Origin of the sequence: Propionibacterium freudenreichii subsp. freudenreichii, assembly GCF_000940845.1 — a bacterium.
Classification (GTDB): domain Bacteria; phylum Actinomycetota; class Actinomycetes; order Propionibacteriales; family Propionibacteriaceae; genus Propionibacterium; species Propionibacterium freudenreichii.
Window position 1 is genome coordinate 1,244,350 of sequence record NZ_CP010341.1, and the last position, 12,396, is coordinate 1,256,745.

The window sequence follows — 12,396 nt, forward strand, 5'->3', positions numbered from 1 at the left end:
GTGTTCGTGAATGACCAGGGAAATGAGAAGAACGTGACACGCATCTGCTCCACGACCGGGGCGGCCGCCACCATGGTGCCGGCAGGCGGTCCGGCGCGATGGGGCATCCGGGCGATGGCGACGACGCGGCATCCGCGTCGCGGGGGATACCGGGCATGACGTCGAGCAGGCACCAGTACCTCCCACCCACCCCCGAGGACATCGTCGAGACGAAGTTCATGGACCTCTTCGACACCCCGGGCGAACCCATGCACCTGGTCCGCGGCGGAACCCTGCCGGGGATCACGGTGGCCTATGAGACCTACGGCACCCTCAACGAGCGTCGTGACAACGCCATCTACATCTGCCATGCACTCACCGGGGACGCCCACGCCGCCGGCTACCACGAGGGCGACGATCGTCCGGGCTGGTGGGATGCCCTCATCGGACCCGGCAAGGCCATCGACACCGACCGCTGGTTCGTCGTCGCCTCGAACATCCTAGGCGGCTGCTCCGGCACCACCGGTCCCAGCAGCGTCAACCCCGAGACGGGCAAGCCCTACGGGCTCGACTTCCCCCTGCTCGACATGCACGACTTCGTCGTCGTGCACCGCGCCCTGCTCACCAAGTTGGGGGTGCCGCATCTGCACGCGGCAGTGGGCGGGTCGCTGGGGGGCATGCAGGTCCTGGACTGGGCCCTGACCCATCCTGAGGACATGAACCAGGCCGTCGTCATTGCCAGCTCCAGCCGACTGACCGCACAGAACATCGCGTTCAGCGCCGTCGGCCGTGAGGCCATCATGAGCGACGAGAACTTCATGAACGGCGCCTTCGCCGAGAATGACACGAATCCCGATGTCGGCCTTGCAGTGGCCCGGATGATGGCCCACATCACCTACACCAGCGAGGAGGGGTTCGAGGAGAAGTTCGGCAGGCGTCCCCAGTTTGACGCCCAACAGCCGGGCTTCGGTGTCGACTTCGCCGTCGAGAGCTACCTGGACCATCAGGCAAGCAGCTTCATCGGGCGCTTCGATGCCCTGAGCTATCTCTACCTGACCCGCGTCATGGACTATTTCAATCCCTTCGCCGACGCCCATGCCCTCGACCGTCTCGTGGCGACTCCGGTGCGCTTCCTGGTGATGAGCTTCGACTCCGACTGGCGCTTCGGCACGGCCCACTCCCGGCGCATCGTGCGGCGCCTGCAGGACGCGGCCCTGCCGGTGAGCTTCCGCGAGATCCATGCGCCGTGGGGCCACGATTCCTTCCTGCTGCACATCCCGCCCTACCTTGACTCCGTGCGGGCCTTCGTCGAACAGCCCGCGGTGCCCCGACCCACGATTCGACGTCGACGACTACGGAAGTGGGGACGATGAGCCAGTCATCAGCGCGTGATTCGGTCATTGGTGGTGCGAACCGCCTGGGTGAGGGACTGTTGCGCCAGGACCTGCAGTCGGTGGCACGGCTCATCCGTCCCGGCGAGCGGGTACTCGACCTCGGGTGCGGCACCGGTGATCTCCTCGCCTATCTGATCGGGGCGATGGGCTGCTCCGGCACCGGGGTGGAACGCGACCCCGATGCGGTGTTGCAGGTCATCGGCAGGGGAGTGCCACTCATCGAGCTGGACCTCGACACCCAGCTCGAGGAATTCGGCGATGACTCCTTCGACGTCGTGGTGTTGTCGCGCACCCTGCAGGCAGTGCTGAAGCCCAAGGAAGTGCTGCTCCAGATGCGACGCATCGGCCAACGCATGATCGTCACGATGCCGAACTTCGGCTACTGGCGCCACCGGCTGCGCCTACTGACCGGTCGCATGCCCCAGAGCAAGGACCTGCCGTACACCTGGTACGACACCCCCAACCTGCACCACACCACGCTGGTCACGCTGGAGGAATTGTTCGACGACTGCGGCCTGGACATTGAGCGACGCATCCCCCTGGACGGTGACGGTCGCCGCCCGCGCCTGCCGCTGGAACTGACCCAGCACACGGCGAACGTGCTGGCCGGTTCGGCGATCTACGTGCTCACCCGTCGCGACGCCGCCGACGCCCCGGCCTGATAGCAGCGCGCCATCCGCGCCCGCGGGGGTTACGCCATTTGAACCCGTCTCCCGGGCGGCGCCAGATTTGCGACTATATGGCCCATGGAGTCGACTGACCAACACATTCTTGCGCTGTTGTCGCGTGAGGGACGCATGTCCTTCACCGAGATCGGGCGCGAAACCGGATTGTCGACTTCGGCGGCCCAACAACGGGTCCGTCGGCTCGAGCAGCGTGGCATCATCACCGGCTACCACGCACGCATCGACGGTGCGGCCCTGGGCCATACCCTCGCCGCGTTCATCGAGATCCGCCCCCTGGGGCAGGTCGATGAGAGCTTGGTCGACGTCCTGGCCTCGATGCCCGAGATCGTCAGTTGCTACTCGGTGGCCGGGGACGCCAGCCACCTGTGTCTGGCCGAGGTCACCTCCACGCAAGAGCTGGACGACCTGCTGACGCGCATCCGCACTGCGGTCAACGTGTCCACCTCAACCACCGTCGTGCTGCGTACCCTGTTCCGTGATCGGCCCCCCATCGACGACCCTGATGTGCCGGCCGCCAAGCGCTGAACGATCAAGGCCATGCGCCCCACCTGCCCACGCTGACCGCCCCGGTACAACGACGCGCGGCGGCGCTTGTGCGGTGCTGTTAGCGTCCCTGATGTGAACACGACCTCCGACATCGTCGCAGCCGGGTCCCCGGTCGCACTGCGCGGCTGGTCGAGGCTGCTGCGGGGTGACCATGCACCGGTGCGATTGCACTGGGCGCTTGCCAGCCTCCTGTCCCTGGTCGCCGGGGCGCTGCTCGCGCTGGGATTCCAACCCTTCGGGCTGTGGCCCACCACCGTCGTCGGCATCGCACTGCTCAGCTGGCTGTCCGACCAGGCCCGTGCCCGACGGGTGGCCTGGTGTGGGCTGTTGGCCGGGTTGGCCCTGTATTCGATGACAGTGTCGTTCCAGGCAGTGGTGGCATGGTGGCTGCCGGTGCTCATGGTCCCGGTGCTTGCCTGCTGGGTCCTCCTCACCGCCCTGGGGCAGCACTATGTGCAGTTCCTGCGGGCGTGGCCACTGTGGTCCGCGAGCATCTGGACCCTCGTGGAGGCTCTCTCCGCCCGCTTCCCCTTCGGGGGCTTCGCCTGGGACCGGCTTGCGTTCACCCTGCCCGATCAGCCACTGGGTGGTTACCTGTGGCTGGTCGGTGCCGCCGGTGCGGGCTGGCTGCTCGCCCTGTCCGGATGCCTGGTGGTCGTGGTGGTTCGCGCCGTGGTTGCTCGTGGGGGCCGCTGGCTGCCCCGTATGGCGGCGGGCATCGCCGCGATGGGGCTGCTCGCCGCCGGCGGGGCCGTCCTGTCTGCCGTCCCGGCGACCACTGGCGCGGGGCGCGGGGTGACGGTTGGTGTGGTCCAGGGCAATGTCGATGGCTCCGCCGGACCCCACACGATGGGCTATGCACGCTCGGTGACCGACAATCACCTGTCCGAGACGATCATGGCGATGGCTAGGGCCCGCACCGGGCTCGACGCGATGCCCGACTTCCTGGCGTGGCCGGAGAACTCCACGGACATGGATCCCAACCAGGATGAGGAGACCCACCAGCTCATCGCCGACGCGCAGGCGATCGCCGCACGCCCGATCCTGGTGGGGGCCGTCACCCTGGGGCCCGGCGATGATGGGCGCCAGACCGCTGGCCTGTGGTGGGACGCCAGCGGCGAGACCGCCCGTTACGCGAAGCGCAATGCCGTGCCGTTCGGGGAGTTCACCCCTCTGAAGGACCTGGTCTTCGCGATCGCGCCGATGGCCCGGGAGGTTGGCCGCCAGACGATTCCGGGCACCGCGCCGGGCGTGATCACCGGGACGCTGCCCGACGGCAGCAGCGTGCGGGTGGGTGACATCATCTGCTACGAACTCGCCTTCGATTCCACCGTCTACGACACGGTGCGCCATGGTGCCGAGGTGGTCGTCGTGCAATCCAACAATGCGACCTACGCCGGCACGATGCAGCCACGCCAGCAGTTTGCGATCACCCGTGTGCGGGCCATGGAAATGCGTCGCGAGGTGGTCGTCTCCACGACCAGCTCGCTGTCGGGCCTGATCGACGCGCGGGGCAGGGTGGTCGAGCACAGTCAGGAGGACACCGCCTGGGCGCGCACCTTCACCGTGCCGACTCGTCAGGGGGTGTCGGCGGGTGTGTCCACCGGGCCTGCGTTCGAGGCCATTGCCTGTGCCGTCGCGGCCGTGGCCGTCGTGGCCGGACTGGTCGCCCCACGTCGCGCCCGGCGTGGCGGATCGCTACACTGACGCGGGTGTCGGCGACCCCGCCCATGAGCTGGTCGGTGAGTCGCCAGGGGCACTTTCTCACTAGTCATCTGGGCGAATGGAGCGTCATGGTCGACCACAGCGAGTCGCTCGACAAGGTTCTGGTTATCATCCCGACCTACAACGAGGCGGAAAACATCGAGTCGATCGTCGAACGACTGAGGCAGGCAGTTCCCCAGGCCGATGCCCTCATTGCCGACGACAATTCCCCGGACGGAACCGGCGACATCGCCGATCGCCTGGCAGCCGACGATGATCACATCCACGTGCTGCACCGGGCCGGCAAGCAGGGCCTGGCCGCCGCCTACGTCGCAGGTTTCCGCTGGGGCCTGGAACGTGGCTATGACGTCCTGGTGGAGATGGATGCGGACGGTTCCCACCAGCCGCAATTCCTGCCGTCGATGCTGAACGCCCTGCGCGATGCTGACATGGTCAAGGGTTCACGGTGGATGCCCGGCGGTGAAGTCGTCGACTACGACAAGAAGCGCGAGTGGCTCTCGCGGCTCGCCAACATCTGGGTGCAGGCCAGCATGAACATCCCCGTGCGCGACACCACCGGCGGTTTCAATGCCTTCCGGGCCTCCGCACTGCGAAAGATGAACCTGGACACCATCGCGTCGAAGGGATACACCTTCCAGATCGACCTCACCCGTCGCGTGCTTGACGACGGTGGGATCGTGCGGGAGGTGCCCATCAGCTTCCCCGACCGCGAGAAGGGGGAGTCCAAGATGAGTGGATCGATCATCGGCGAGGCATTGCTGCGCACCACGCAGTGGGGTGCCCAGCGTCGAGGTGCCCAGGTGGCCCAATTCGCCCGCGAAGCCGCCGACCGGGTGGAACCGCTGGTCGACCGGGTCAAGGACAAGCTCGACTGACGAACAAGCCAAAAGGGTGGTGCCCCCGACCTTGGTCGGGGGCACCACCCTTTTCACCGCCGTATTGCGGCGGTTCGTCATGTCTTCAGTGGGTCTCAGTAATGCGGGGACTTTCGGACGACCTCAAGCCTCTCGGCGAGCAGGTCCTCCAGCTCCGACACCGAACGACGCTCCAGGAGCATGTCCCAGTGCGTGCGGGGCGGCTTGACCTGCTTGTCCTCTGCCTTCGTGCCGTCGCTACGGGTGGCAACGGCACCGCACCGCGGGCATTCCCATTCGGTGGGTAGGTCCGCCTCCGTCGAGAAGGTGACCTCGAAATGATGTCCCTTGGGGCATGTGAAGCCCAGTACCTTGCGGGTGGCGAACTCCACACCCTCCTCGTCCTCGAAGCTCTTGGCCCCGAGACCCATGCCGCGTAACGCTCGATCCGCCATGCTGTCTCCTTTTCTGCCGCCGAGTTTCCTGACCTGTCGCGATCATCCCATGACTGGCCGGGGCGATGGTCTTATACACAACAAATCCCGGCTCGGGGATGTTCCCTCACCATAGTGCGCGCTCGCGGGCCACCCGGCGCAGCACATCGATGCGGTTCGACACGATGCCGTCCACTCCACTGTCCATGAGTTGCACCATCTCGTCGGACTGGTCGATCGTCCATACGTGGATCCTCATGGCCCGCGAAGCTGCCACGCGCGCCAGATTCCGGGTGAGCACCGGTATCCCCACCGCGCCGAACGCCTGGGACGTGGGGATCTGGAAGACCTGCGCACCCGAGTTGAGCACCCGGGGCAGCCAGGGCACATAGGCGCTCCACGCCACCGCGCCCACGGACACCGACGTCGCCACCCGATCGCCCATCAGGGCCCGGAACCCGGCCAGTCGACGCGGGCTGAAGCTGGCGACGCACACCCGGTCCTCGGCCCGATGGGCCCGGATCGCCGCCGCAAGCGGGGCGATTGCTCCCGATTCCTTGATGTCGATGTTGATCCGGGTGTTGGGCAGGGCCTCGAACACCTCGTCCATCGTCGGAACGGGTTCCGATCCGCCGATCCGTGCCCGACGCACCACCCGCCAGGGCAGCCCGGCCACGGCTCCGTGCATATCAGTGACCCGATCCAGCCGGGTGTCGTGAAGGGCAACCAGCACGCCATCCGCCGTGGCGTGCACGTCTGTTTCCACGTACCGGTATCCGAGGTCGTTCACCGCATGCTCGAAGGCGAGCAGGCTGTTCTCGAACCGGGCCGGGACCAACGCATCCCAGCCTCCCCGATGGGCCATCGCCGCAAACGGGGCGTCAAAGAATTCGTAGTCATCGGCAGTACGGCGTCGGGACACCACACCAGTATGGCCGGATCGGCGGGCCCGGGTCGGGTGGATGCCCCTCAACCCCGCACGCCGGGCAGCATGGCCAACGCCGCGTGCAACCAGCCCGGAAGCCATCCGGGCGAGCCCACGATGATCAGTGCCACATAGCCGAGCAGCAACACTGCCGCCAGGAATCCGCAGACCAGGAGGGTCTTGCGACGCCGCGATTGGCGTCCGAAGGCCCGCAGCACGCCCATCGCCCGGATGGTGAGCGAATGCGCCCACCGGAACTCACTGGCCAGAATCGCCATCCCGGCCAGGAACAGGGGAATCCCACCGGGCCCGGGTAGCCATCCGGTGAGGCCAGCAGCGATGATGAAGGCAAATCCGATGATCGCCACCACGACGCGGTAGGCCAACAATGCCGGCGGGTTGGCCCTGATGCGTGCGCGCCAGGCGAAGCGCTCCCGGCGCGGAATGTCGCGACGCGGCAGGGCCGGTGAGATGCCATGGGTCGCCATCACGGATGCGCGCTGCCTCAGCCGCGTCAAGTGGGCACAACGCAGCGAGCGGTCGGTCGACGTGAGACTCACATATTCCATTCTGCAGGCTGGTCACGCAGAATCCACCCTTGAACCAGCAATGGGGGAATGTCGGGGGTCACCAGCGCCGCAGCGCCGGTGCGACCAGGCGGCACGACGAACCGGAGCGTCCGGCCGGTGAATGTCAGAATGCAGCCATGACTCGAATCCTGTCGGTCCAGTCCGAAGTCTCCTACGGCTTCGTCGGGAACTCGGCCGTCGTCTTCGCACTACGACGGATCGGCGTCGATGTGTGGCCGGTCAACACCGTGCAGTTCAGCAACCACACCGGATATCCCAGCTGGCGTGGGCCGCGGCTGACACCGATCGATGAAGCCGAGATCGTTCGCGGCCTCGACGAGTTGGGGATCCTGGGGCAACTCGATGGCGTCCTCACCGGGTACCTGTCGGGTCCATCGATGGGCCGGCAGATCATGGCGGCCGTGCAGTTGGTGAAGCGACGGCGACCAACCGCACTCTATTGCTGTGATCCGGTGCTGGGGGACGACGAGACCGGCTTCTATGCGGCGCCCGGGACACTTGAGCTGTTCCGCGAACAGGCGCTGCCGCTGGCACAGGTCATCACGCCGAACCGCTTCGAGCTGGCCGCATTGACCAACCTGCCGACGAGCAGCCTCGAGGAGATCCTGATCGCCGCCGACACCCTGCTCGACGCGGGGCCCTCCACTGTCGTGGTGACCTCGGTGCCCTCATTGCGCCCATCGCAGGGCGCCGGCCACGACGACCGGATCGCGATGGTGGCCGTGCAGCGCGACGGCGCCTGGCAGGTCTCCACGCCCCGCCTGCCGGGATGCATCCAGATCAGTCGTAGAAGGTCTCGATGTCGGCGCCCAGGGCGTTGAGCCTGGCCGGCAGGTCCTCGTATCCGCGATTGATCACGTAGACGTCGTGCAGCACGCTGGTTCCGGTGGCGGCCAGCATGGCCAGCATGATGGTGACCGCAGGGCGCAGCGCCGGGGGGGAGACCATCTCGCGTCCGCGCCAGCGGGTCGGGCCCTGCACGATGAGGCGGTGCGGGTCGAGCAACTGCACGTGGGCCCCGAGCTGGTTGAGCTGGAGCAGGTGGATCGCCCGGTTCTCGAACACCCAGTCATGGATCATGGTCTGGCCGTGGGCCGTGGCGGCCAGCACGGCGAAGAAGGGAAGGTTGTCGATGTTGAGGCCGGGGAAGGGCATCGGGTGGATCTTGTCCGGCGGGGCCTTCAACTCGCTGGGATAGATCGTCAGGTCGACCAGGCGGGTGAGTCCATTGCCCGACTTGTACTCGCTGCTCAGCCCGTAGTGCAGGCCCATCTCCTCGCCGAGGATCGACAGTTCGATCTCGGTGAACTCGATCGGCACGCGGGTGATGGTGAGTTCCGACTTGGTCACCACGGCGGCGGTGATCAGGCTCATGGCCTCGATCGGGTCCTCACTGATCTCATAGGACACGTCCATGCTGGGCGCCTCCGACAGGCCCCGGACGGTGAGGGTGGTGGTACCCACGCCATCGATCTCCACCCCGAGCAGCATCAGGAAGGCGCACAGGTCCTGCACCATGTAGTTGGAGCTGGCATTGCGGATGACACTCACGCCCGGCGAGACCGCCGCCGCCATCAGGGTGTTCTCCGTCACCGTGTCACCACGCTCGGTGAGCACGATGTGCCGGGTGTCCGGCCCGGTGCGGGTGACGCTGGCGCGGTAGAAGCCCTCGGTGGCCAGCACGTTGACCCCGAAGTGGCGCAGTGACTGCATGTGCGGTTCCACGGTGCGCACGCCCAGGTCGCAGCCGCCTGCGTAAGGAAGGCGGAACTCTGAGAAGAACCGACTGAGTGGGCCCATGAACATCAGGATCGAACGCGTCCGGCGCGCTGCTGCGACGTCCATGTTCTCCAGGTCAAGGGTCTCCGGGCGCTGCAGGGTGAGGTCCTTGCCGTCAGGCGACCAACTGGCGTCCACTCCGATGCTCGTGAGCACCTCCAGCAGGCGGTTGACCTCCTCGATGTGCGCTATTCCCTTCAGCACCGTGCGCCCCTGGTTGAGCAGGCAGGCACACAGCAGGGCCACTGCGGCGTTCTTGCTCGACCGGGTCTCGATGGACCCTGACAGGTGGGTCTCGCCACCGATCCGGAAGTTGAGGGTGCTGGAGTTCCCCGGCACGATGAGGGGAGACTCGAGCGCCCCGGCGATCCGGTTGATCGTCTCGAGGGAGAGGTTCTGGTGCCCGGACTCGATCCTGTGGATCGCGCTCTGGCTGGTGCTGAGTTCTTCAGCGAGCTGATTCTGCGTCATGCCGCGCTGCTTGCGCGCGTCGCGGATGAGCCGGCCGATCCTGGCGGGCGTAGTTTCCTGAGTCACGAAGAGGATTCTAACTCAGATGTGAGATAAACAGCCGATGGGGGCTCGTGTTTCCAGGTGTGTCGCGCGTGGGGCTGCTCCCGCCCACAGCGAAACGTCGAATCCGTCCGGTCCCACGCCGCGCGCCATCCTCTACAGTGACGAACATGAGCGCTCATTACGATGTCGTTGTACTCGGTGCAGGGCCCGGCGGCTACGTCGCCGCAATCCGGGCCGCCCAGCTTGGGCTGAAGACCGCAATCATTGAGAAGAAGTGGTGGGGTGGCGTCTGTCTGAACGTCGGCTGTATCCCCACCAAGGCACTGCTGCGCAACGCTGAGCTGGCGCACCTGGTGCAGAAGGAGGCCGACACCTTCGGCATCAGCGGACAGGTCAGCTTCGACTACGGCAAGGCCTTCACCCGCAGCCGCCAGGTCAGTGAGCGAATGGTCAAGGGCGTCCATTACCTCATGAAGAAGAACAAGATCACCGAGTACAACGGGTGGGCCACGTTCAGCGACGCACGCACCCTGCAGCTTGCGGGCAACGACGGGACCACCGACACCATCACCTTCGACAACGTGATCCTCGACACCGGTGCCACCGTGAAGATGCTGCCGGGCACCTCGAAGTCGGCCAATGTGCTCAGCTACGAGGAGCTGATCATGTCCGATTCGCTTCCCGAGTCCATCATCATCGGCGGTTCGGGCGCTATCGGCACCGAGTTCGCCTATGTGCTCAACAGCTACGGCGTCGATGTCACCATCGTCGAGTTCCTCGACCGCATGGTGCCCAACGAGGACGCCGACATCTCCAAGGAGCTGACCCGCCAGTACAAGAAGCTCGGCATCAAGGTGCTCACCAGCACGGCCGTGCAGTCGGTGGTCGACACCGGCAGTGGCGTGGACGTCACGATTGCCCCGGCCGCAGGCGGGGAGGCACAGGTGCTGCATGCCGACAAGATGCTGCAGGCGATGGGCTTCGCACCGCGTACCGAGGGCTATGGGCTCGAGAACACCGGCGTGGCGCTGACCGACCGTGGCGCTGTCGCCATCGACGACTTCTGCCGCACCAATGTGCCCGGCGTGTACGCCATCGGAGACGTCACCGCCAAGATGATGCTGGCCCATACGGCCGAGGCACAGGGCGTGGTCGCGGCCGAGACGATCGCCGGCGCCGAGACGATGGCCGTGGACTACCGCATGATTCCGCGCGCCACCTACTGCCAGCCCCAGATCGCCAGCTTCGGACTCACCGAACAGCAGGCCAGGGACGAGGGCTACGACGTCAAGGTCGCCAAGTTCCCGTTCTCCGCCAACGGCAAGGCGGTCGGCATGGGCGCCCCCGATGGGTTCGTGAAGATCGTGGCCGACGGCCGCTACAACGAGATCCTGGGCGCGCACATGATCGGCGAGGGCGTCACCGAGCTGCTGCCCGAGCTGACCCTGGCGCAGAAGTTCGATCTGACCACCGAGGAGATCTCCCGCAACATCCACTCGCACCCGACGCTGGGTGAGGCCGTCAAGGAGGCCGCCGAGGGCATTGAGGGGCATATGACGAATCTGTGATCACTGAGTAGTGTTCACAGAAGAATCCTGGGGCCACAGGGGTACGTCTCACAGTTTGAATCACTGGGAGCGTTTGCCCTTGTGGCCCTAGATTTCGCACGGACACCATGAGGGGTGCCGGGCTTGTTCAATCTGTTTCCCCAGCGGGGGAGCACAGCCGTCCAGCGGTGCTGGAGCTGTCACGGGGGTGGCGCAATGAGACGTGCGGTCAGTGCGGTGTTGGCCGCCGTGGTGGGCCTGGGCATGGTGGCCTGCGGACCCAACAAGGTGAATTCGGCGGTCGGCGACACGATCAAGATCGGCGTCAACTATGAGCTGTCGGGCACCGTGGCCTCCTATGGCTCATCGAACGTCAAGGGCATCGAGATGGCCATTGACGAGATCAACGCCGCTGGGGGAGTGCGGGGCAAGCAGCTCAAGGAGGTCAAGTACGACTCGAAGTCCGAGCCGGCCGAGGCCACCACGCTGGCGACAAAGCTGACCAGTCAGGACAAGGTCGTCACCATCATCGGGCCGGCCACTTCCGGGTCCTTCAAGGCAACCATCCCCGTGGCCAACAAGCACGAGGTGCCGGTGGTCTCCGGGTCGGCGACCGCCAACGATGCAACCGTCCTGCACGGCAAGGTGCAGCCGTATGCCTTCCGCACCTGCTTCTCCGACAACTACCAGGGCACCGGGATGGCCGATTACGCGGTCAAGCGCATGAAGGCCACCAGGGCAGTCATCATCAAGGACAACTCCTCGGACTACTCCAAGGGCCTGGCCGAGAGCTTCCGCCAGAAGATGACCGAGGAGGGTGGCACCATCACCAATGAGGTCACCTACAACACCGGTGACCAGGACTTCAATGCGATCCTGACCAGCATCAAGAACCAGAAGTTCGATGTGATCTACCTGCCCGGCTATTACGCCGAGGCCGGCCTCATCATCAAGCAGGCCCGCGCGCAGGGCATCGATACGCCGATCCTTGGTGGCGACGGCTGGGACAGCCCGAAGCTGGAGGACCTGGCCGGGGACTCCGCCCTGAACAATGTCTTCTTCTCCAACCACTACTCCTCGCTGGACCCCTCGGCCCAGGTGCAGGACTTCATCAAGGCCTACAAGGCCCGCTACGGAGCGGAACCCGATGCCTTCAATGCGCTGGGCTATGACACGGCCAAGTTCGTGGCGGACTCGATCAACCGGGCCAGCAGCATCGACGGACCGTCGATCGCACAGGCCATGGCCACGACCACGAACTTCAGCGGCGTCACCGGCACCTTCAGCATGGACGCCAACCACAACCCCGTGAAGTCAATCGTCGTGGTGGGGCTGACAAACGGCAAGCAGGCATCCAGCGAGAGCTACAAGGCCTCCTGAGGCAAACAGGTCGGGCCCGACAACAGGACAAACACAGGGGC

13 protein-coding genes are annotated in these 12,396 nt (G+C 65.9%); 9 read left to right on the forward strand and 4 right to left on the reverse strand.

What is annotated here, in order from left to right; translation table 11 throughout:
* The first annotated feature begins 6 nt into the window (after nt 1-6).
* From RM25_RS12730 to RM25_RS05330, 6 genes are all read left to right on the forward strand, one after another.
* Nucleotides 7-159: a hypothetical protein gene (locus RM25_RS12730; protein WP_155269319.1), complete on the forward strand. Its 153-nt coding sequence runs from the start codon at nt 7-9 to the stop codon at nt 157-159.
* Nucleotides 156-1,352, forward strand: coding sequence for a homoserine O-acetyltransferase MetX (metX, locus tag RM25_RS05310; RefSeq protein WP_013161001.1), 1,197 nt, complete (start codon nt 156-158; stop codon nt 1,350-1,352). Before RM25_RS12730 ends, metX begins: the two co-directional genes overlap by 4 nt.
* Entirely contained in the window at nt 1,349-2,035 is a 687-nt protein-coding gene (gene metW / locus RM25_RS05315) for a methionine biosynthesis protein MetW (RefSeq protein WP_013161000.1), read from the forward strand. Before metX ends, metW begins: the two co-directional genes overlap by 4 nt.
* 84 nt (nt 2,036-2,119) lie before the next feature.
* Entirely contained in the window at nt 2,120-2,584 is a 465-nt protein-coding gene (locus RM25_RS05320; RefSeq protein ID WP_013160999.1) for an Lrp/AsnC family transcriptional regulator, read from the forward strand.
* Between the two features lie 93 nt (nt 2,585-2,677).
* Nucleotides 2,678-4,312 (forward strand): apolipoprotein N-acyltransferase, encoded by a 1,635-nt coding sequence (lnt, locus tag RM25_RS05325; protein WP_052809117.1) that lies wholly within the window; start codon nt 2,678-2,680, stop codon nt 4,310-4,312.
* A gap of 86 nt (nt 4,313-4,398) precedes the next feature.
* Nucleotides 4,399-5,205, forward strand: a complete 807-nt coding sequence (locus RM25_RS05330; protein ID WP_036941943.1) for a polyprenol monophosphomannose synthase — start codon at nt 4,399-4,401, stop codon at nt 5,203-5,205.
* A 95-nt stretch (nt 5,206-5,300) separates the two neighbouring features.
* Here RM25_RS05330 and RM25_RS05335 read toward each other — a convergent pair whose 3' ends face one another.
* From RM25_RS05335 to RM25_RS11865, 3 genes are all read right to left on the reverse strand, one after another.
* The gene (locus RM25_RS05335) at nt 5,301-5,639 is read right to left on the reverse strand and encodes an RNA polymerase-binding protein RbpA (RefSeq protein ID WP_013160995.1); all 339 of its coding nucleotides are present in this window, start codon (nt 5,637-5,639) and stop codon (nt 5,301-5,303) included.
* 106 nt (nt 5,640-5,745) lie between these two features.
* Entirely contained in the window at nt 5,746-6,540 is a 795-nt protein-coding gene (locus RM25_RS05340) for a glycerophosphodiester phosphodiesterase family protein (RefSeq protein ID WP_230692612.1), read from the reverse strand.
* Nucleotides 6,541-6,587: 47 nt separating this feature from the next.
* The gene (locus tag RM25_RS11865; RefSeq protein WP_157761565.1) at nt 6,588-7,103 is read right to left on the reverse strand and encodes a PGPGW domain-containing protein; all 516 of its coding nucleotides are present in this window, start codon (nt 7,101-7,103) and stop codon (nt 6,588-6,590) included.
* A 146-nt stretch (nt 7,104-7,249) separates the two neighbouring features.
* Here RM25_RS11865 and pdxY point away from each other — a divergent pair, with 146 nt between their 5' ends.
* The gene (gene pdxY / locus RM25_RS05350) at nt 7,250-7,954 is read left to right on the forward strand and encodes a pyridoxal kinase (protein WP_052809119.1); all 705 of its coding nucleotides are present in this window, start codon (nt 7,250-7,252) and stop codon (nt 7,952-7,954) included.
* Here the strand turns inward: pdxY and RM25_RS05355 are convergent.
* On the reverse strand, nt 7,914-9,449 hold the full coding sequence (locus RM25_RS05355) for a UDP-N-acetylglucosamine 1-carboxyvinyltransferase (protein ID WP_080713572.1): 1,536 nt from the start codon (nt 9,447-9,449) through the stop codon (nt 7,914-7,916). The two genes, pdxY and RM25_RS05355, sit on opposite strands and share 41 nt — an antisense overlap.
* 146 nt (nt 9,450-9,595) lie before the next feature.
* Here RM25_RS05355 and lpdA point away from each other — a divergent pair, with 146 nt between their 5' ends.
* Nucleotides 9,596-10,996: a dihydrolipoyl dehydrogenase gene (gene lpdA / locus RM25_RS05360; RefSeq protein ID WP_013160990.1), complete on the forward strand. Its 1,401-nt coding sequence runs from the start codon at nt 9,596-9,598 to the stop codon at nt 10,994-10,996.
* A 195-nt stretch (nt 10,997-11,191) separates the two neighbouring features.
* Nucleotides 11,192-12,355: an ABC transporter substrate-binding protein gene (locus RM25_RS05365; RefSeq protein WP_013160989.1), complete on the forward strand. Its 1,164-nt coding sequence runs from the start codon at nt 11,192-11,194 to the stop codon at nt 12,353-12,355.
* The last annotated feature ends 41 nt before the right edge of the window (nt 12,356-12,396 follow it).

Excerpts from the sequence above, each read along its gene's own strand:
- RM25_RS05335 (WP_013160995.1), bottom strand. The coding sequence starts at position 5,639 with ATGGCGGATCGAGCGTTACGCGGCATGGGTCTCGGGGCCAAGAGCTTC.
- metX (WP_013161001.1), top strand. The coding sequence starts at position 156 with ATGACGTCGAGCAGGCACCAGTACCTCCCACCCACCCCCGAGGACATC.
- lpdA (WP_013160990.1), top strand. The coding sequence starts at position 9,596 with ATGAGCGCTCATTACGATGTCGTTGTACTCGGTGCAGGGCCCGGCGGC.
- RM25_RS05365 (WP_013160989.1), top strand. The coding sequence starts at position 11,192 with ATGAGACGTGCGGTCAGTGCGGTGTTGGCCGCCGTGGTGGGCCTGGGC.
- RM25_RS05330 (WP_036941943.1), top strand. The coding sequence starts at position 4,399 with ATGGTCGACCACAGCGAGTCGCTCGACAAGGTTCTGGTTATCATCCCG.
- pdxY (WP_052809119.1), top strand. The coding sequence starts at position 7,250 with ATGACTCGAATCCTGTCGGTCCAGTCCGAAGTCTCCTACGGCTTCGTC.
- RM25_RS05320 (WP_013160999.1), top strand. The coding sequence starts at position 2,120 with ATGGAGTCGACTGACCAACACATTCTTGCGCTGTTGTCGCGTGAGGGA.
- metW (WP_013161000.1), top strand. The coding sequence starts at position 1,349 with ATGAGCCAGTCATCAGCGCGTGATTCGGTCATTGGTGGTGCGAACCGC.